The sequence below is a fragment of the Streptomyces sp. NBC_00400 genome (genome assembly GCF_036048035.1).
In the GTDB taxonomy this organism is placed as follows: Bacteria; Actinomycetota; Actinomycetes; order Streptomycetales; family Streptomycetaceae; genus Streptomyces.
Window position 1 is genome coordinate 1,126,842 of sequence record NZ_CP107940.1, and the last position, 19,876, is coordinate 1,146,717.

Genomic DNA, 19,876 nt, shown 5'->3' on the forward strand with positions numbered 1-19,876 from the left:
CCGGCGCCCGTGGCAACGATCCGGCCGGAGCCGGGGTGATTCCCCGGCTCCGGCCGGCTTCGTTGCGCCTACCCGCGCGCCGCCTGCCGGGCCCGGCGTGCGACCGGCAGGAAGCGCAGGCGCTCCGGAAGCACCGGGACCACGGCGCGGACGACCCGCCCGAAGCGGCGCAGCCGGCGCTCCTGCGCATCCGTCCATTCCAGTCCGATGGCGCACCGGGCCTCCGGCGGCATCAGACCGATCGTGAGGAAGCGGCGGAAGCGGGCGAACCGCGGGCACAGCCACGGCCAGGTCAGCCGGAGGAGCACCCGCAGCCACCGCGGACCACGGTCCGGGACCGGCAACGACGGATCCTTCGCCACCAACTCCCGCACCACCACGGTCTCTTCGAGTTCGTTGTCGAGAACCTTCTGGTAGTACGGCCAGAACTCCTCGACGGACTGCGGCATATCGCGGTTGTGGATCCCCAGGATCCGCCCGACCTGGAGCCATTCCGCATACAGCTGCCGCTCCTGCGCCTCGGTGAAAGGGCGCCCGAGATAGCGCTGCGCGTTCCGGAAGACGGGGTATCCGGTGGCGTGCACCCAGGCGTAGTACGCGGGGGTGAGCGCGTGATACTTGCGGCCGTGAGCGTCGGTCCCCTGAATGGTCTTGTGCAGCTGCCGCAGCCGGCGCCCTTCCGCGACCGCGCCCTCGCCTCCGTACACCCACAGCTGCAACGAGGTCAGCGACCGCTCCCCGCGCCCCCACGGGTCCGTGCGGAACACGGAGTGGTCATCCACTCCGGCACCCACCGCCGGGTGGGCGACCTGCATGGTCAGCGCGGCCGGCAGGGTCAGCAGAATGCGGACGTCACCGGCCAACGACCAGAGCACACCTCCGACCGGCGGGGGCTTTGCGTATGTTTCTACCATATTCATGTCATTAATCATGATACGGCGGGTCTGATGACTGACGGACGCGGGGCGGGCGCTCGGCCGGCGTGCCCCTTCGACGTATTGCCGCAGGGACAGGCCTGACCGGGGCGGCGTCGAACGAGGTTTACGCGCGGGCGAGTTGCCCCCGGGCAGGGGACGTACGCACCAGAAGCGGACCGCTGCCAGGCGACCCCACTTCAGGCAGGCCGCTGCAGGCGGGCCGACGCAGGAGGACCGCCGGAACTCGCACCACCGCCACCGCACCCCCTGGGCGACATTAGCCCGTAAGGGTGATTTTGCCTTGAGATAAACCCCATGAGCTGGGTCGATGACATCACCATTTTTCCTTGCCGGGCGCAGATAGTGACAAGGGCATCACGGAACGCGACACTCGCGACATCTGTCCGGACCACCCAAAAGGAGCACACACATGTCCTGCCCTCCCCCTCCCATTGACGCCCGTAAGGCACTCGACTTCCTGAGGACGAGCGGGCTCGTCGACCTCAGCGTTCCGCTGGAGCGCGTCGTCGACCAGGTCAGCCAGCTCGACGACGTGGCCGGCTACGTGCTCGCCTGGGAGCGCTACGTCCTGGTGGTCGCCAACCAGGTGGCCGAGCCCGACGACTCCGCTGCGCGCAACTGACCGTTGACTGCACCGATCGCCGGGAGGCATCCGATGGACACGACGCAACCCGGTGACGGCATGTCACAAAGGCGCGCGGTGGAGACCCGGGCAGTCGCCTGGCTCGCTGCGCGCCGCCATCTGATCGACCCGGCCGAAGCCGCCACGGACCGGGTGCTGTTCGCCCGCAAGGCGCTCATCGAAACCGCCTTCCTCGTGGGGCTGCGGGCGCGTCTCGCCCCCGAGCCGCTGGAGCGCGACTACGCGGCCCTCCTCACACAGGTCGAGGAGATCACGGCCCGCCCCTCCTACCGGGAGCTGATCGCCCGGGACGAAGCGGCCCTCCTGTTGTACGCGGGGACCTATGCGGCACTCCGGCTCTGCGGACGCGAGGACCCGGAGTTCCGGCACGTCATCACGCAGGCCGCGGCCGGAGGGTATGCGACGGTCTTCGAACGGATCCCGTACCGGCAGCTCGATCTGCTGCACACCCTGGAGCTGTGCGGTGTCCGCCACACGCTGCCGGCCATGGACGACGTCCTGCCGTTCACCCTGCTCTGCAACAGCCCGAATGTCGCCAAGCTCACCGACCGCGACATCTACGCCATCACCCACACGATCTTCTACGCCACGGACTTCGGCCTCCGCGAGCCCCGCTGGCCACGAGGCTTCGACCCGGGCACGGCGGTGGAACTGATCGAAGCGCTGCTCGTTCTCACCCTCGGCCAGGAAAATGCCGACCTGGTGGGGGAACTCCTGTGCTGCCTGCTGTGCCTCGGGGTGCGGGACTCTCAGGAAGCCCGCCGGGCATGGGAGTTCCTTACGGCGGCACAAGAGGCGGACGGGCGGGTCAATGGGCCTCCTGGTGTGGTCCACCCCGAACTGGCCGACGGGGACGACGCGTACGCACACTGGGCCACCGGCTACCACACCACCATCGTCGCCGCCCTGGCCGCGCTCCTGGACCGCAGCCCCAGGGTGGTGCGAAGGCGCCGGCCGTCCGCACCGAAGCCCCACCTGACCGTGGAGGAGCCGCTGCGGCGGGCAGTGGCGTGGCTGGCCGGCACGACCCGGCGCCATACCCCTGTCAGGCACCTGCCGGCCGCTGCGGCTGTCGCTCACGCAGCCGAGGCCCTGGGCGAACCCGAGCTCGCCCGCCCCCTGCTCCTGGACTTCTCCGAACGTCTCGCGGACGTGGACGCGGACGTGTGGCAGGAACACGGGATGGAGGTCGTGGGCGAGTTCGCATGCGGTCTGCGGACTCACGAGATCACATGCCCCTCACTCGACGCCTTCCTCAAATCCGCCGCCGCTGCCGTCGAACTCCTGGACGAAGTTCCCCCACAGGCCGCGCGCAACGTCCAACGCCTCGTCGACCTGGGGCTGATCACCCCCGGCTGTGCGGCCGCGCTGGGAAACGGGGAAGCCGACGCACCACATCCAGCACCGCGCTCAGCACGGCACTCGACACCGAAGACGACCGCCGCCGGCCTGCCCCACGCCTGGAAGAACTACCACCTGGGACACATCGCCGCCCTCGTCCGGGACTGGACTCGCGCCGGTCGGGCACAACACCGCATCACCCGCGACGCACTCGCCTTCCTCCTCTCCCAGCAAAGCCCTTGCGGCGCCTTCGGCCGCCCGGCCTGCGACGACCCGGCCACACGGGAACGGACCATGCTCTCGTGGACCCAGAGCATCATCACCGCCCTGGCCGCCGTACACACCACCTGCAGCGCAGTTCCCGCTGCCCGGCAACCGTGAAGGCGAAAGGGCGGTCGCGGATGCCTTCCGGCCTCCACGACCGCCCTTGATTCCGCAGGTGGGCGTTACTGCGCGACTACTTCGACAGTTCGCGCTCCTCGGCGATCCGGCTCACCCGGCCGCGGACCGCGAACCAGCCGGCGACCAGCGCGACGGCGAGGACCGGGATCAGCATGACGGTCTGCCGGCCGACGCCGTCGTCGAACCACATCAGGACGATGACGCCGAGCAGGAAGGCGATGGTGGCGATGTCGGTGACCGGCGTGCCGGGGAGCCGGAAGCGCGGGCGCTCGACCAGGCCCTCCTTCGACCGCCGCACGAACACCATGTGGCAGACCATGATCGTGCACCAGGTGCTGATGATGCCCAGCGCCGCGATGTTCAGCACGATCTCGAACGCCTCGCCCGGCACGACGTAGTTGAGCCCGACGCCCAGCACACACACCGCGGAGGTGAGCATGATGCCGCCGTACGGCACCTGGTTGCGGTTCATCAGGCCGGCGAACTTGGGCGCGGAGCCCGCCATCGACATGGAGCGCAGAATGCGGCCGGTCGAGTAGAGCCCGGAGTTCAGGCTGGACATCGCCGCGGTCAGCACCACGAGGTTCATCACATCGCCCGCGGCCGGCACACCGACGTTGGACAGCACCGTGACGAAGGGGCTCTCCCCGTCGACGTACTTGTTCCACGGCAGCAGCATCGCCAGCAGGATCACCGAGCCGACGTAGAAGACGCCCACCCGCCACATGATGGAGTTGACGGCCTTCGGCACGACCTTCTCCGGCTCACCGGTCTCACCGGCGGTCACACCGACCAGCTCCACGGCGGAGTAGGCGAAGACCACGCCCTGGAGCACGATCACCACGGGCAGCAGACCGGTCGGAAAGATGCCGCCGTGGTCGGTGAGCAGATTCAGGCCTGGTGTGTGGCCGTCGACCGGGTGCTGGGTGGCCAGCAGGAAGATGCCGATGAACATGAAGACGACCAGCGCCGCGACCTTGATGATCGCGAACCAGAACTCCAGCTCACCGAAGATCTTCACCGAGATCAGGTTCACGGTCAGCACGACCGCCAGGGCGATCAGCGCCATCACCCACTGCGGGATGTCGGTGAACAGGCTCCAGTAATGGGTGTAGAGCGCGATCGCGGTGATGTCGGCGATACCGGTCGTGGACCAGTTGACGACGTACATCCAGCCGGCGACGTAGGCGCCCTTCTCCCCCAGGAATTCGCGGGCGTAGGAGACGAACGAACCCGATGACGGGCGGTGCAGCACCAGCTCGCCCAGGGCCTTTACCACGAAGAAGGCAAAGAGGCCACACACCGCATAAGCAATCGCCAGCGCGGGTCCGGCGGCGTGCAGTCGGCCACCGGCGCCCAGGAACAGGCCGGTGCCGATCGCTCCACCGATGGCGATCATGTTGATGTGCCGGCCCTTGAGGCCCTTGCTGTAGCCCGCGTCGCCCGCATCCTGCTGCGCGCCGCTTCCCCCGTCAGGTGACCCGTGGGCTGTCTCGGTGACGGTTTCTGTGCTCACTGGTGGTGCATCTCGCTTTCGGGGAGGCGCTTGAGCGATTGCCGATCCCGCGGATCGCGCGGACGGCCGACGGCACACCTTCCCCGAAGAGCGCTCCCCCGTCTGTGGGCAAGATCACATCGTGTACAGGCCATCTAAGATTTGTCCATATTTGTCGTGAATTAACAGGCGGAACAGTTTCAGGGGAGGTGTCAGTTCACCCGATTCCGGACCCCACGCGTCGCCCGGCAACCAAAAGTTCTTGGCCCGTTCGGTCCGATGGGGAGGGGCATTGGCCTCCATGACGCCCCGCTCGCCGCCTCACCCCGCCGTACGCCCGGCGAGCGGTACCCGGCGGCGGGGCTCGCCGAACCAGCGGCCGAGCACCGGTTCCAGGTCATCCGCGCCGGCCCAGCAGACGTAGCCGTCCGGCCGGATGAGCATCGGCTCGGTGGCGGCGCCCCGGCCCACCCGGTCCACCCGGTCCGACCAGGGGGCGGCGATCCTGGCGAACGTGTCGGCCGGGTCCAGCAGGATGCCGTGCCCGGACCGCAGCAGTTCGTGCACCCGGGCCGGGCCGAGGTCCAGGTCCGGTGCGGGCCGCCCGACGAGCGGATGGGATTCGGTGCCCGGCATCGGATAGCGGACGGCCATCCCGGACATCAGGTCGGCGAGATAGTGCTGGGCGTCCGGGAGGTGGGCCATGGCCGTGAAGATCTCCCGGGCGGCCAGCACCTCCGGATCACGGGTACCGGCCCAGTCCATCAGCAGGCTCTGTGCCCGGACGTTGCGCAATACGGCGGCCCCGGCCGGATGGCGTTCCGCGTGATACGTGTCGAGCAGGTTCTCGGGTGCCCAGCCGCGCACGGCGGCGGCGAGCTTCCAACCGAGGTTGAGCGCGTCCTGCATCCCGGTGTTCATGCCCTGTGCGCCCAGCGGAAGGTGGACATGGGCGGCATCGCCCGCCAGGAACACCCGCCCGTGCCGGTACTGCTCGACCTGCCGTGACGCGTTGGTGATACGGCGGGCGTAGCGCAGTTCGAGCAGGTGCACCCGCGTTCCGAACACGGTGCTCAGGCCGTGACGGATGTCGTCCTCGGTGACCGGGACCTCCCTCGGCAGTGACCGGCCCGGTCCCCCGAGGACCAGTCGGCGCAGCTGCCTGCCCTGCGGATCGGTGCCGAGCGGGAACAGTGCCGCCCAGTGCCCGTCCTCGTTCCAGGTGTGCGACGTGGACGAATCGACACCGCTCAGCCGGACGTCGGCGGCGATGATCGTCAACGTACCGGGCTGACCGGGGAACCCGGCCCGCAGCAGCGACCGCACGGAGCTGTGAGCGCCGTCGGCCGCGACAAGGTAACGGGAGCGGAGGGTGGCGCCGTTGGCGAAGGTCGCGGCGACCCCGTGGTGGTCCTGGACGAGGCCGACCAGTTCGTGGTCCCTCCGGGCGTGGAGGCCGTGCGCGGCGAGGTGTTGGTCGAAGAATCCCTCGATGACCACCTGCGGCACGGACCGCCATGGCAGACGGTGCCGGTTGGAGTGGAGCGGGAGGGGGATACCGGCGAAGTGGCCGGTGGTGACGGGGTGATCTCCAGTGGCCAGCAAGGGCTCCAGCAGCCCTCGTTGGTCGAGCGCCTCCAGTGTGCGGGACTGCACGCCGCCTGCCTTGGACAGGTCGCTGCGCTGCGACAGCTTGTCGACCAGCACGGTCGACACCCCCGCCATCAGCAGCTCGTTGGCCAGCGTCATTCCGGTCGGGCCGGCGCCGACGATGAGCACATCGGTGTCCATGGACTCTCCTCTGGCTGTGTCGATCAGGACAGAAGCAACGCTCCGTCGGCCGAACCACCCGAGCCAGAAGCCGGCTCGATTGCGCTGATATCTGACACCGCCTACCCTCGGCTCGGTGGAATCCGACTACGACGAGCTGGATCGTCGGCTCGTGCACGCCCTGCAGATCGACGGCCGTGCTCCGTTCAGCGCCATCGCCGAGGTTCTCGGCGTGTCGGATCGCACCATCGCCCGCCGGTACGCCCGGTTGCGGTCGGCCGGGGCGGTGCGGGTGCTGGGCGGGGTCGACCCCACCGCGCTGGGCGCCATCCTGTGGTTCCTGCGGGTGCGATGTGCGCCCGCCGCGTCGCTTCCGGTCGCCGAGGCGCTGGCCAGACGCCCCGACACGTCCTGGGTGAGCCTCAGCTCCGGCGGCACCGAGATCACCTGCGTGGTCCGTACGGAGAGCGAGGCGGACAGCGAGGCACTGCTGCTGGCCAAACTCCCCCGCACCCCGCGTGTGGAGGGCGTGACCGCGCACTCCGTGCTGCACGCCTTCTACGGTGGCCCGGACAACATGGTCGGGAAACTCGGGTCGCTGGACACGGAGGCGATCGCGCGACTGCGCCCGCCTCCGGTGCCGCACCGACGAGGACCGGTGCGGCTCGACGACGGCGACCGCAAGCTCCTCGCCCTGCTGGCCACGGACGGCCGGGCCGGGTTCGAGCAGTTGGCCGCGGCGACCGGCTGGTCACCGACGACGGTCCGGCGCCGGATGACGGAGCTGCGCGAACACGGCCTGCTCTATCTCGACATCGACGTCGACTGGCGCATGTTCGGCGTGAACGCCCGAACCCTGATCTGGCTCTCGGTCGCCCCCGCGCACCTGGAGGAGGCCGGTCGGGCGCTGGCCGGGCATCCGGAGATCGCGTTCGCCGCCGCCACGACCGGCCCGACCAACCTGTACGCGAGCGTGGTGTGCACGAACCAACGGGAGCTGTACCGGTACCTGACCACCCGGATCGCCGCACTCCCAGCCGTCACACACCTCGAAACGGCACCAGTGATCAAGACCGTCAAGCAGGCAGCGAACCTGACGTAGCTCCGACCGGCACTCCGGCGCTGTACCGGCGGTCCGGCTGGCCAGTGGCCCCCGGCGGTGGGCCCGGCGTGCTCCGTCCCACGGTCCTTGTGACAGCGCGCCGCCTTGGCGACACCTCTCGTGCTTCGGCTCGGTAAGTTGAGCGCTCCCTGATGCCGGCGCGCCCACGCTCGCGAACCTCCACCCCTCGCGAACGGTCACACTGACGTGGCGCAACAACAGGGCAGAAGGGTCCAGAAGGTTTCACAGGAGTGGTGAGACAGCAATACTGTTGAACATGATGGAGACCGCCACCGGCCTGACGGTCGACGAACTGGCCGCCCGCGCCGGCGTCACCGTCCGCACGATCCGCTTCTACAGCACCCGCGGCCTGCTGCCGCCGCCGGAGATCGGTCCACGCCGGGTCGGCCGCTACGGTCCCGACCACCTCTCACGGCTCGCGCTCATCGAGGAACTTCAGCACCAGGGGCTGACGCTCTCCGCCATCGAACGCTATCTGGAGCAGCTGCCGCCGGATCTGAGCGCCCAGGATCTGGCCATCCACCGGGCACTGGTGGCGAGTTGGATTCCCGACACGGCTGAGGACGCCACCCGGGCCCAGCTGGAGCGGCGGGTCGGCCGGGCGCTGACCGAGGAGGACCTGGACCGGCTGGCGGCCATGAGTGTGCTCGTACGGACCGACGACCCGCAGGTCTTCCGGGTCGATCCGGGGCTGCTGCACCTGGGCGCCCGGCTGCTGGACGTCCCGATCGCGCTGGAGACCATCATCGCGGCGCGCACCGTCGTCATCGAGCACACCCGCTCGGCGGCCCGGGAGCTCAGCAGGCTCTTCAAGGACGAGGTGTGGGAGCCGTACCGGGAGGGCGGGCCGGACGAGGAGGAGCTGGCGCGGATGAAGTCGCTCTCGGCCCATATGCAGCCGATGGTGGTGCAGGCCCTGGTCACCGCCTTCCAGCGGTCGATGAAGCAGGAGCTGCGGGAGGCGTTCGGCAAGGAGGGCGACCAGGGCCCGGGAGGCGGCCGCGCCTCGCTGGGGTGAGGGGCGGGCCGCCGGGGCCCGCCCCTCTGACCGGTCGGTCCCTGACCGGTCGGTCCCTGACCGGTCGGTCCCTGACCGGTCGGTCCCTGACCGGTCGGTCCCTGACCGGTCGGTGGCCTGTCAGGCCATGGCCGGTCGGTCCTTGGCCGTCAGACCATGACTGTTCAGTCGCTGAACTTCTCGCCCTTCTCGGCCTTTTCGACCAGCAGCGCGGACGGCGCGAACCGGTCTCCGTAGGCCGCCTGCAGCTCGCGGGCGCGGGCCACGAAGCCGGGCAGGCCGACACGTTCCTCCCGCCCCGGCCCACCCTGGTAGCCGTTGATGTACTGGATCACGCCGCCGGTCCAGCCCGGGAAGCCGATCCCGAGGATGGAGCCGATGTTGGCGTCGGCGACCGAGGTGAGCACGCCCTCCTCGAAACAGCGGACGGTGTCCAGGGCCTCGGAGAAGAGCATCCGCTCCTGCATGTCGAGGAACGGGACCGCGGTGTCCTTCTTGGTGAAGTGCTCGCGCAGGCCGGGCCACAGGCCGGCGCGCTTGCCGTCGTCCCCGTACTCGTAGAAGCCGGCGCCGCCGCTGCGGCCGGGGCGTCCGAACTCGTCGACCATCCGGTCGATCACCGCGTCGGCCGGGTGCGGCTGCCAGTCGCCGCCGGACTCCTCGACCGCCCGCTTGGTCTCCTCGCGGATCTTGCGCGGCAGGGTGAGGGTCAGCTCGTCCATCAGGGACAGCACCTTGGCCGGGTAGCCGGCCTGGGCCGCTGCCTGCTCGACGGAGACCGGGTCGACGCCTTCGCCGATCATCGCCACGCCTTCGTTGATGAAGTGGCCGATGACACGGGAGGTGAAGAAGCCGCGCGAGTCGTTGACGACGATCGGGGTCTTCTTGATCTGGCGGACCAGGTCGAAGGCGCGGGCCAGTGCCTCGTCGCCGGTCCGCTCCCCCTTGATGATCTCCACCAGCGGCATCTTGTCGACCGGCGAGAAGAAGTGCAGCCCGATGAAGTCCTGGTCGCGCTCGACGCCTTCGGCCAGCAGCGTGATGGGCAGCGTGGAGGTGTTGGAGCACAGCAGCGCGTCGGGCGCGACGATGTGCTGGATCTCCTTGAACACCTTGCGCTTGAGCGCGACGTCCTCGAAGACCGCCTCGATGACGGCGTCACAGCCCGCGAGGTCCGCCGGCTCGGCGGTGGGCGTGATGCGCGCCAGCAGCTCATCGCGCTTCTGCTCGGTCGTACGGCCCCGGGAAAGCGCCTTGGCGAGCAGCCCCTCCGCGTACGCCTTGCCCTTCTGCGCCGCCTCCGGGGTGATGTCCTTGAGGACGACCTGCATCCCGGCCCTGGCGCAGGAGTAGGCGATGCCCGCGCCCATCATGCCGGCGCCGAGGACCGCGACCTTCTCGACCTTGCGGGGCGCGATGTCCTGGGGCCGGTTGGCGCCGGAATTGACGGCCTGCAGGTCGAAGAAGAACGCCTGGATCATGTTCTTGGAGATCTGGCCGGTCACCAGCTCGACGAAGTAGCGCGCCTCGATGGTCTGCGCGGTTTCGAAGTCGACCTGGGAGCCCTCCACGGCCGCGGCGAGGATGTTGCGCGGGGCGGGGTAGGGGGCGCCGTTCAGCTGCTTCTTGAGGTTGGCGGGGAACGCCGGGAGGTTGGCCGCGAACTTGGGCTGGGCGGGGGTGCCGCCGGGGATGCGGTAGCCCTTGACGTCCCAGGGCTGCTGGGACTCGGGGTGCTCGTCGATGAAGGTACGGGCCTTGGCCAGCAGTTCCTCGGGCGTGGCCGCGACGTCGTGGATCAGCCCGGCGTCCTTGGCGCGGGTGGCGTTGTACTGGGTGCCCTGGAGCAGCACCTTCAGCAGCGCGTCGGCGATGCCGAGCAGCCGGACCGTACGGGTGACGCCGCCGGCGGCGGGCAGCAGGCCGAGGGTGACCTCGGGCAGGCCGATCTTGGTGCCGGGGGTGTCGAGGGCGATGCGGTGGTGGCAGGCGAGCGCGATCTCGTAACCGCCGCCCAGCGCCGCACCGTTGACCGCGGCGACGACGGGCTTGCCGAGGGTCTCGATACGGCGCAGGTCGCGCTTGATGCCGTTGCCCGACTCGAAGGCCTGCTGGGCCTTGTCGGGGGTGACGGCAATCAGGTCGCGCAGGTCGCCGCCGGCGAAGAAGGTCTTCTTGGCGGAGGTGACGATGATGCCGCGGATGCTGTCCTTCTCGGCCTCCAGGCGGTCGGCGACCGCGGTGAGGGAGGTTGTGAAGGCGTTGTTCATGGTGTTGGCGGACTGGTCCGGGTCGTCCAGGACCAGGGTGACGATGCCGGTCTCGTCCTGTTCCCAGCGAATGGTCGACACAGCAGCGGATTCACTCATGGTGCGTACTCCGTAGTGGGTGGGACGAGGGTCAGAGGCGCTCGATGACGGTGGCGATGCCCATACCGCCGCCGACGCAGAGGGTGGCCAGGCCGTAGCGCTTGTCCTGCCGCTCCAGCTCGTCGATCAAGGTGCCGAGGATCATCGCGCCGGTGGCGCCGAGGGGGTGTCCCAGGGCGATGGCGCCGCCGTTGACATTGACCTTGTCCAGGCTCAGGCCCATGTCCTTGACGAAGCGCAGCACGACGGCGGCGAAGGCCTCGTTGATCTCGACCAGGTCGATGTCGTCGATGGTCAGCCCGGCCTTGGCGAGGGCCTTGCGGCTGGCGGGCGCGGGGCCGGTGAGCATGATCGTCGGCTCGGATCCGGAGACCGCGGCGGAGAGAATACGGGCCCGGGGAGTCAGGCCGTAGCGTTCGCCGACCTCCTTGGAGCCGATGGCGACGAGCGCCGCGCCGTCCACGATGCCGGAGGAGTTGCCGGCGTGGTGGACGTGGTCGATCTTCTCGACCCAGTGGTACTTCTGCAGGGCGACCGCGTCGAAGCCGCCGGCGTCGCCGATGGTGGCGAAGGACGGCTTGAGGCCGCCCAGGGAGTCGGCGGTGGTGCCGGGGCGCATGTGCTCGTCGTGGTCGAGGACCACCAGGCCGTTGCGGTCGCGTACCGGGACGACGGAGCGGTCGAAGCGGCCGTCCTTCCAGGCTTCGGCGGCGCGCTCCTGGGAGAGCGCCGCGAACTCGTCGACGTCCCGGCGGGTGTAGCCCTCGATCGTGGCGATCAGGTCGGCGCCGATGCCCTGCGGGACGAAGCCGGTGTCGAAGTTGGTCATCGGGTCGGCGAACCAGGCGCCGCCGTCGGAGGCCATCGGGACCCGGGACATGGACTCGACGCCGCCCGCCAGGACCAGGTCCTCCCAGCCGGAACGCACCTTGGCGGCGGCCATGTTGACGGCCTCCAGGCCCGAGGCGCAGAAGCGGTTCTCCTGGACGCCGGCCACGGTGTCGGGCAGCCCGGCGGCGATCGCCGCGATCCGGGCGATGTCGGAGCCCTGGTCGCCGACCGGTCCGACGACGCCGAGCACGATGTCGTCGACGGCGGCCGGGTCCAGCCCGGGGAAGCGCCGGCGCACTTCATGGATCAGACCGACGACCAGGTCGATCGGCTTGGTGCCGTGCAGTGCGCCATTGGCCTTGCCGCGGCCGCGCGGGGTGCGGATCGCGTCGTATACGTACGCTTCGGTACTCAAGTCAACAAGCCTTTCGCATGAGGGTGGAGGCAGAGGCAGCGGGTGGGGACCGGGGCCGGTCCGCGGTCAGCCGAGCAGGGAGCGTCCGATGATCTCCTTCATGATCTCGGTGGTCCCTCCGTAGATCGTCTGGATACGGCCGTCGGTGAAGGCCTTGGCCACGCGGTATTCCGCCATATAGCCGTAGCCGCCATGGAGTTGCAGACAGCGGTCGGCGACGCGCTTTTGCAGTTCGGTGGCCCACCACTTGGCCATCGAGGCGTGCACCGCGTCCAGTTCACCGGCGGAGTGGTCGGCGATACAGCGGTCGAGGAACGCCCGGGTGACGGCGCATTCGGTGGCCATCTCGGCTATCTCGAAGCGGATGTGCTGGAGCTTGGCCAGCGGCCTGCCGAAGGCCTCGCGCTCCTTGACGTACTCGCTGGTGATCTCCAGCAGGTGTTCGGCGCCGGCGACAGCGGCGACGGCGATGCCCATCCGCTCCTGGGCGAGATGGGTCATCAGATGGACGAAGGCGCCGTTCAGCGTGCCGAGCAGGTTCCCCTTGGGGACGCGGACGTCGTGGAAGAACAGCTCGGCGGTGTCCTGCGACTTCTGCCCGATCTTGTCGAGGTTGCGGCCACGCTCGAAGCCCGCCATGCCCCGCTCGACGACCAGCAGGCTCAGGCCGTGCGCCCCGCCTTCCGGTGTCGTTTTGGCCACGACGATGACCAGGTCGGCGAGGATGCCGTTGGAGATGAAGGTCTTGGAACCGTTGAGGATCCAGTGGTCGCCCGCATCCTCGGCGTGGGTGCGGATGCCCTGCAGGTCGGAGCCCGCCCCGGGCTCGGTCATCGCGATGGCGGTGATGATCTCGCCGCTGCAGAAGCCGGGCAGCCAGCGGCGTTTCTGCTCCTCGGTGCCCAGCGTCGTCAGGTAGGGGCCGATGATGTCGTTGTGCAGGCCCACGGCCAGCCCGGACGCGCCCACCCGGGTGAATTCCTCGGCCAGCACCGCGCTGTAGCGGAAGTCGTGCTGTCCGCCCCCGCCGTACTCCTCGGGAACCGCCAGCCCCAGCAGTCCCTGCTTGCCGGCCGCCCGCCAGGCGTCCCGGCTGACGATGCCGTCCTTCTCCCACTGCTCGTAATGCGGCGTCACTTCCCTGGCGAGGAAGGTCCGTACGACCTTGCGGAAGGCCTCGTGGTCCTCGGTGAAGATCTGGCGCTTCATCTGCGCGGTCATCGCTGCGGGCCCTCCTCGGAGCCGGTTCTTGACGGTGTCGGTCGGCGTGGGGGCCCCGGCCGCCCCATGGGATGGCGCCGGACGGCGCCCATGGCGAGCCGCCCGCCCCACACGTCGCCGGCCCTCCCCGGGGAGAAGGCCGCGGCTTCTTCGGCAGCCGGACGCGGGCCGGCCGCGTACGGGAGCGTGGTGGCGGGTGCCATCAGCCGGCCGTGTCCTGCTGCCCGGCGCGGACCGGGCCGGCGGGCGGGTCGTCGGCGACGCGCGGGGCGAGGAGGCCGGGGACCTGCCAGTCACGGGCGACCTCCACCAAGTCGGCGCCGGGCTGCGCGGGGGGTCTGCGTACCGCTCCCGGAGTGCGCGAGAAGCGCGGCGCGGGCGCGGGCTGGGTGAGTCCACCGTGCTCGACGAAGGTGCCGCGGGCGGCGAGATGCGGGTGTTGCGGGGCCTCGCGCAGGGAGAGCACCGGCGCCACACAGGCGTCGGACCCCGCGAAGACGGCCGTCCATTCCTCGCGGGTCCGGGTCTTGAAGCGGGCGGCGATGGTGGTGCGCAGCTCACTCCAGGCGGTGAGGTCGTCGCGGCTGGGTGCCTCCTGCTCGATGCCCAGCAGCCGGATGAATGCGCCGTAGAACCGCGTCTCCAGCGCGCCCACCGCCATATGGCCGCCGTCGGCGGTCTCGTAGGTGCCGTAGAAGGGTGCCCCGCCGTCGAGCAGATTCGCGCTGCGCCGGTCCTGCCAGCCGCCGGCCGCCAGCATGCCGTGGATCATCGCCGTCAGATGGGCCGTGCCGTCGACGATGGCGGCGTCGACGACCTGGCCCGTTCCGCCCTCGGTGCGGGCGTGCTGGAGGGCGGCGAGGACGCCGATGACGAGGTAGAGGGAGCCGCCCGCGTAGTCACCGAGGAGATTGGCGGGGATCGCGGGCGGGCCGTCGGGTGGGCCGATCATGCCCAGGGCGCCTGTGATGGCGATATAGCCGATGTCGTGTCCGGCGGTGTCGGCGAGCGGGCCCTGCTGTCCCCAGCCCGTCATCCGGCCGTAGACCAGCCGGGGGTTGCGCACCAGGCACTCCTCGGGGCCCACTCCCAGCCGCTCGGCCACGCCCGGGCGGTACCCCTCGATCAGCACATCGGCACGCTCGGCCAGTTCGAGGACCTGCGCCACCCCTTCGGGGCTCTTCAGGTCCACCAGCACGGAGCGTTTGTTGCGGTTGGTGACGTCGTAGGCCGGATCGACGCCCAGCCCCGGGCCGCCGGGCCGGTCGACGCGGACGACGTCCGCGCCGAGGTCGGCCAGGAGCATGGCGGCGAACGGACCGGGGCCGATGCCCGCGAGTTCGACCACCCGCACCCCGCTCAGCGGGCCGTTCCCTGACTCCGTCATCGCGCCCCATGCCTTTCCGCACTGTGACACTTCTGATGTAACACTTGCGATGTTAAGAACGTGTTCCACTTTCCACAAGCCCCCCGTGCCGGGTGGCACCAGCCAAAAGGCCCGCGCCGGCGATGCTCAACTGCCATCGCCGTCACGGGCCTTTGCGCGCCTGCTGCCGCTGCGTCGCTATCCCCCGTCGAGCTCGGCGATGAGCTTCTTGGGGGCTATGACGCGATACGACTCCTCCGCCCAGTCGCAGAGCAGCTCGGCCGGCGGAGCGTCCGGCTCCGCCAGCGGGACCTGCACCCATCCGGACTTGCCCAGGCCGTAGCCCGCGGGCTTGGCGCCGGGCAAGGTCAGGGCATGGGCATGCGCTGCGGGGTCCTTCAGCTTCAGCGTGACCCCGCGCGGACAGCCGCCGTCATCGATGCCGAGGAAGACGAAGACCTTCTTGTTGACCTTGATGACGCTCTCGCCCCAGGGGAACTCCTCCACGGTGCCGGGAAGCCCGAGCGCGAACGCGCGCACCCGCTCCCGCACCGCCGCCGGACCCGCCGCCTTCGCCATGCACTCCTCCGCATCCGTCCCCCGTACGGCACCGCCCGCGGCGCCGCCCGGCGCCACGCTCGTCACGCGTGGGCCGCCCAACGCATTCCACGCTAACGGCGACCACTGACAACGGCCCGCGGAGCGCCGGACGCCGGGCCGGCCGAGGGACACGTGCCGTCCTGTCCGCCCCGCAACTCGCCACCGCGCTGTTCGACTTCCACAGCGGTCAGGGGCTGCGCCGGTTCACCGGGCCAATCGGCTTCATCGGCGGCGGCCTGATCTTCGTCAGGAAGGACGCGGTCCGGGGACTGACGACGGCCGCCGCCATCTGGCTGACCGCGCCATCGGCATGGCCTGCGGTGGCGGCCTGCCGCTGCCGGCCACCGGCGCGACGGCGGTGCACTTCCTCGTCGTCCGCGGCTTCTCGAAGTTGTCCGGCCGGATCCCCTCGGGTCCGTCCTACGCCCGTATCGAACTGCCTTCCGAAACGGCCCGGCGCCCATCCGGCCGGGTCTCCTGCCCCCGCACACGGTGGAGCACCGCTACGCCGAGTCCGGCGGCACCTCCCCGGAAGCGGGAGCAGGAGTGGGAGCAGAAGGGGGATGGGGATAGGGAGCAGATGACCGCCCCAGGGGCAGCGCCCCCGCTTCCCCGGCCTCCGGTACGAGGTGGTCTTCGGGTGCCTGACGGTCCACGAGCCGGCCCAGCCGCTGGGGGACATTGCCGCCCACCAGGATGATGACCACGAGCGTCAGCCCGAAGGTGAGCACTGCCAGCGCCCGTCCCAGGGGCATGCCTTCGGCCAGATGAGCTCCCAGGACGGGCGCCACCGCCCCGCCCAGGGCTCCGGCGTTGTAGACGAAGCCCAGAGAGGCGGCGCGGGTGGCGGTCGGGAAGTGGCCGGCGAGGTACTTCGGCAGGATGCCGGAGACGCCCTGGCCGAGCGCGAGCAGCCCGAAGAGCAGTGCACCGAGCGCCGGCAGGCTGTCCTGCACCGCGAAGACCGGGAAGATGAAGGCGAGGGAGGCCAGCAAGGTGCCGGCATAGGCGCGGCGGGTACCGAACCGGTCGCCGGTGAAGCCCGCCAGCCAGCAGCCCGCCATGGTGCCGAAGCCCGCGTAGAACATCACGTCGGTGACCTGTCCGGGGGCGTACCCGAGGTCGGTCTTGAGGTAGGTGGGCAGCAGGGCCTGGACCGGCCAGCTGTAGAGGAAGGCGCAGAACACCGTCGCCATCAGGGCCACGTACAGCAGCCACCCGCGACGGCCGCCGAGCTGCGCGGCGAATGCCACCAGACACACCGCCGCGACGACGGACAGCCCTGGCACGGCCCCCGCGCCGACGGGGGTGAAAACGCAGAACAGCGCGACCGCGGCCGCCGCCGCCAGGAAAGTGTTGATCCAGGGCCGGATGCGGCCGGTGAACAACAGCCGGAGGGGATGGGGACGTTCCTCTTCCGTGCCGGCGGTGCCGATCTGCCGCTGCCAGTCACCGGCTTCCGGCAGTGACCGGCGCATCCAGAGGGCGACCAGGACGGGCAGGACGCCGATCCAGAACATCCAGCGCCAGCCCCAGTGCGGGACCACCCACTTGTAGAGCTCCGCCGCGAGGACGGTGCCGCCGGCGTAACCGGAGATGATGAATCCGGAAGCGCGATTGCGCCATCGGACGGGCCAGCTCTCCAGCACATACGTCACGCCGGCGCTGTACTCCCCCGCCATGCCCAGACCGATCACCAGCCGCGCGACGAACAGGCTGGTGTAGCCCCAGGCGAAACCGCAGGCGAAGGTACCGAGCGAGTACAGCAGGATGCTGGTGACCATGGCGGTCCTGCGGCCGTAGCGGTCCCCCATCGCGCCCAGGACGGCGCCGCCCAGCCACCGGGTGATGAAGGCTCCGGAGATCAGTGAGGCGGCGGTGGCAGTGCTCAGATGGAAGTCGGCGGCGATCTCGGTCAGCACGAGGGTGATCAGGACGAAGTCGAAGCCGTCCAGGAGATAGCCGATCCAGGCGGCGAACATCGCCTTCCACTGGCGCGGGGTGACTTCCTGCCACCAGTTCCGGCTGATCCGGCTGATCCATCTGTAATCAGGGGTGTCCGCGGGACGCGTCGTCACGGCTGTCCGGCCTCCTCCGGCGATCGGCGGACGGTACGGTTCGCGGCGTCGTCGGGGCAGCCGCTGGGTGACGGTCGGGGCAGCAGGCCAGACATGGGACGTCCTATGTCATCGGTGCCATCGGTGAATCTGGACCCGTCGCCATGCTCTGTCAAGACTGCGTGCCACAGTCCCTGCCGCCCCTGGGGACGGCGAGGGAACGGCCAAGGCGACGGACGGGACCGTACGTTGACGGGGCGACGGTCACTGCCTAATGTCCGGGCTCCGTGCCCGGTGGGCGGTCGAGAAGACGCACGAGAGGACGCACGATGCGACGGCAGGACACCTCCGGACGGGACCATGATCTCGTCCTCTACGGCGCGACCGGTTTTGCGGGCGCCCTCACCGCCGCCTACCTGGCCGCGCATGCTCCCCAGGGCTGCCGCTGGGCGCTGGCCGGGCGCAACACCGCCAAACTGGAGCGGCTGCGGGACCGGCTGACAGCGATCAACCCGGACTGTGCCGCCCTGCCGCTGCTGCGGGCCGACAGCGGCGATCCCCACGCGCTGCGCGCCCTCGCCGCCGGTACCCAAGTGCTGGTGACGACGGTCGGGCCGTATCTGCTCCACGGTGAGCCGCTGGTCGCCGCGTGCGCCGCGGCAGGCACCGACTATGTCGATCTGACGGGTGAGCCGGAGTTCATCGACCGGATGTATGTGCGTCACGATGCAACGGCCCGCGCCTCCGGTGCGCGCCTCGTGCACGCCTGCGGCTTCGACTCCGTCCCGCACGATCTGGGGGTGCTCTTCACGGTGGGGCTCCTCCCCGAAGGCGTCCCCGTACGCATCGACGGCTTCGTGCGGACCAACGGCACCTTTTCCGGCGGCACTCTGGCCTCGGCACTGACCGTCGCCTCGCGTCCGGCCGGCATGGCGCGGGCCGCCCGCGAGCGGCAGCGGGCGGAGCCGCGACCGGCCGGCCGTACGGTGCGGGCGCCCTTCGGGCCGCCTTTCAGGAGCGGTGAAACGCGCACCTGGGGCGTGCCGTTGCCGACCCTCGATCCTCAGGTCATCGCCCGCTCCGCCGCCGCGCTGGACCGTTACGGGCCCGACTTCCGCTACCGCCACTACGCAGGCGTACGGCGGCTGCCGGTCGCCGTCGGCGGGGCGGTGGGGGTGGGGGCCCTGTGCGCACTCGCCCAGGTGCCGGCCGCGCGGCGCTGGTTGTCGCGGCGTCTGGAACCGGGCGACGGGCCGGGCCCCGAACGGCGCGCACGCAGCTGGTTCAAGGTCCGCTTCGTCGCCTCGGGCGGTGGCGAACGTCTGATCACCGAGGTCTCGGGCGGTGACCCCGGCTACGACGAGACGGCGAAGATGCTCGCCGAGTCGGCGCTCAGTCTGGCCTTCGACGACCTGCCGGAGACCGCCGGGCAGGTGACCACCGCGGTTGCCATGGGGGACGCGCTGACGTCCCGCCTCCAGGATGCGGGCATCACGTTCCGCGTCGTCCAGGGGTAGCCCCGGCTCTCCTTGCCCCCACCCGGTCAGGCGTCGGCGAGCGCCCTCCGGCACAGTGCGTCCGCGGCCCGGGTCGTCTCGGGAAGCCGGTAATGCGCTGCCAGATGGAGCGTATGCGCACAGGCACGGTCGAGGTCGATGCGATGCCCCACGGAGACGAAGACCGGCTTGACGCCCCTTTGGGTACGCAGCGCACGTCCCACCTCCTCCGCTCCGTCCAGAAGAGGAGAGGCGGCGCCGCGGTCCGGCCCGGGAAGTGCGTAGCGGAAGGTGAAGGGGTTCTTGGCGACACCGACGGTAGGCAGCCCGGTCAGCACTCCCAGGTGGCTGGCGAGCCCGAAGCGGCGCGGGTGCGCCAGCCCGTAACCGTCGCAGACCACGAGGTCAGGGGTACGGGTGAGACGGGCGAGGGCGTCGAGCACGGTGGGAATCTCACGGAACGCGAGCAGGCCGGGGACGTACGGGAAGGAGATCTGCCCGACGGCGGTCGCCTCGTCGACGACGGCGCGCGTGCGGGCGTCCAGCGCGACGGCGGCAGCGGCGACGACGTCACGTGCGTCGTCGTAGGCGACATCCACCCCGACGACCGTGCCCTCGAACCCCGGTTCCGGACCGGGTTCATCGAGCCGCACGTGGGGCCGCAACCGGTCCTGGACCGCGCGCGCCTGGTCTTCGTCGACCGGCCAGTTCCGCAGTTCGTCGTCGCAGGAGATCGTTCCGGGAGTGTCCATGATGGCCACTACGCTACCGAACCGGTGAGCGAGCCTCTG

At 70.2% G+C, this 19,876-nt stretch carries 15 protein-coding genes and 1 pseudogene; 6 read left to right on the top strand and 10 right to left on the bottom strand.

Annotated features, from left to right (window positions below; translation table 11 throughout):
• Positions 1-68: 68 nt before the first annotated feature.
• Entirely contained in the window at positions 69-920 is an 852-nt protein-coding gene (locus OHS81_RS05025) for an oxygenase MpaB family protein (RefSeq protein WP_328382817.1), read from the bottom strand.
• Positions 921-1,347: 427 nt separating this feature from the next.
• Here OHS81_RS05025 and OHS81_RS05030 point away from each other — a divergent pair, with 427 nt between their 5' ends.
• Together OHS81_RS05030 and OHS81_RS05035 are read left to right on the top strand one after the other, a co-directional pair.
• Positions 1,348-1,560 carry a hypothetical protein gene (locus OHS81_RS05030; protein WP_328382819.1) on the top strand — a complete coding sequence of 71 codons (213 nt, stop codon included), beginning with the start codon at positions 1,348-1,350 and terminating at the stop codon, positions 1,558-1,560.
• A gap of 33 nt (positions 1,561-1,593) precedes the next feature.
• Positions 1,594-3,303: a DUF6895 family protein gene (locus tag OHS81_RS05035; protein WP_328382821.1), complete on the top strand. Its 1,710-nt coding sequence runs from the start codon at positions 1,594-1,596 to the stop codon at positions 3,301-3,303.
• Between the two features lie 76 nt (positions 3,304-3,379).
• On the opposite strand, the gene OHS81_RS05040 is transcribed toward OHS81_RS05035, so the two are convergent.
• Together OHS81_RS05040 and OHS81_RS05045 are read right to left on the bottom strand one after the other, a co-directional pair.
• Positions 3,380-4,840 carry an amino acid permease gene (locus OHS81_RS05040; RefSeq protein ID WP_328382823.1) on the bottom strand — a complete coding sequence of 487 codons (1,461 nt, stop codon included), beginning with the start codon at positions 4,838-4,840 and terminating at the stop codon, positions 3,380-3,382.
• Between the two features lie 300 nt (positions 4,841-5,140).
• Positions 5,141-6,610, bottom strand: coding sequence for an FAD-dependent monooxygenase (locus OHS81_RS05045; RefSeq protein ID WP_328382825.1), 1,470 nt, complete (start codon positions 6,608-6,610; stop codon positions 5,141-5,143).
• Positions 6,611-6,725: 115 nt separating this feature from the next.
• On the opposite strand from OHS81_RS05045, the gene OHS81_RS05050 reads away from it, so the two are divergent.
• Both OHS81_RS05050 and OHS81_RS05055 read left to right on the top strand, forming a co-directional pair.
• Entirely contained in the window at positions 6,726-7,691 is a 966-nt protein-coding gene (locus OHS81_RS05050; protein ID WP_328382827.1) for an Lrp/AsnC family transcriptional regulator, read from the top strand.
• Between the two features lie 277 nt (positions 7,692-7,968).
• Positions 7,969-8,730, top strand: a complete 762-nt coding sequence (locus tag OHS81_RS05055) for a MerR family transcriptional regulator (RefSeq protein ID WP_328382828.1) — start codon at positions 7,969-7,971, stop codon at positions 8,728-8,730.
• 164 nt (positions 8,731-8,894) lie between these two features.
• Here OHS81_RS05055 and OHS81_RS05060 read toward each other — a convergent pair whose 3' ends face one another.
• From OHS81_RS05060 to OHS81_RS05080, 5 genes are all read right to left on the bottom strand, one after another.
• A complete protein-coding gene (locus OHS81_RS05060; RefSeq protein WP_328382829.1) occupies positions 8,895-11,099 on the bottom strand; it encodes a 3-hydroxyacyl-CoA dehydrogenase NAD-binding domain-containing protein in 2,205 nt (734 codons plus the stop codon).
• A 31-nt stretch (positions 11,100-11,130) separates the two neighbouring features.
• Positions 11,131-12,345, bottom strand: coding sequence for an acetyl-CoA C-acetyltransferase (locus tag OHS81_RS05065; protein ID WP_088801031.1), 1,215 nt, complete (start codon positions 12,343-12,345; stop codon positions 11,131-11,133).
• A gap of 66 nt (positions 12,346-12,411) precedes the next feature.
• A complete protein-coding gene (locus tag OHS81_RS05070; RefSeq protein ID WP_328390913.1) occupies positions 12,412-13,554 on the bottom strand; it encodes an acyl-CoA dehydrogenase family protein in 1,143 nt (380 codons plus the stop codon).
• Positions 13,555-13,768: 214 nt separating this feature from the next.
• On the bottom strand, positions 13,769-14,953 hold the full coding sequence (locus OHS81_RS05075) for a CaiB/BaiF CoA transferase family protein (RefSeq protein ID WP_328382831.1): 1,185 nt from the start codon (positions 14,951-14,953) through the stop codon (positions 13,769-13,771).
• Between the two features lie 177 nt (positions 14,954-15,130).
• Complete coding sequence (locus tag OHS81_RS05080; RefSeq protein ID WP_328390916.1) at positions 15,131-15,511, bottom strand: MmcQ/YjbR family DNA-binding protein; 381 nt, start codon at positions 15,509-15,511, stop codon at positions 15,131-15,133.
• 236 nt (positions 15,512-15,747) lie between these two features.
• Here OHS81_RS05080 and OHS81_RS05085 point away from each other — a divergent pair.
• A pseudogene (locus OHS81_RS05085) lies at positions 15,748-15,944 on the top strand (MgtC/SapB family protein); the annotation flags it as partial.
• 91 nt (positions 15,945-16,035) lie between these two features.
• Here the strand turns inward: OHS81_RS05085 and OHS81_RS05090 are convergent.
• Positions 16,036-17,610 carry a sialate:H+ symport family MFS transporter gene (locus OHS81_RS05090; protein ID WP_328382833.1) on the bottom strand — a complete coding sequence of 525 codons (1,575 nt, stop codon included), beginning with the start codon at positions 17,608-17,610 and terminating at the stop codon, positions 16,036-16,038.
• Between the two features lie 308 nt (positions 17,611-17,918).
• Here OHS81_RS05090 and OHS81_RS05095 point away from each other — a divergent pair, with 308 nt between their 5' ends.
• Positions 17,919-19,106 (top strand): saccharopine dehydrogenase family protein, encoded by a 1,188-nt coding sequence (locus tag OHS81_RS05095; protein ID WP_328382835.1) that lies wholly within the window; start codon positions 17,919-17,921, stop codon positions 19,104-19,106.
• A 26-nt stretch (positions 19,107-19,132) separates the two neighbouring features.
• Here the strand turns inward: OHS81_RS05095 and OHS81_RS05100 are convergent, their stop codons facing one another.
• Positions 19,133-19,837: an endonuclease V gene (locus OHS81_RS05100; RefSeq protein ID WP_328382837.1), complete on the bottom strand. Its 705-nt coding sequence runs from the start codon at positions 19,835-19,837 to the stop codon at positions 19,133-19,135.
• Between the last annotated feature and the right edge of the window lie 39 nt (positions 19,838-19,876).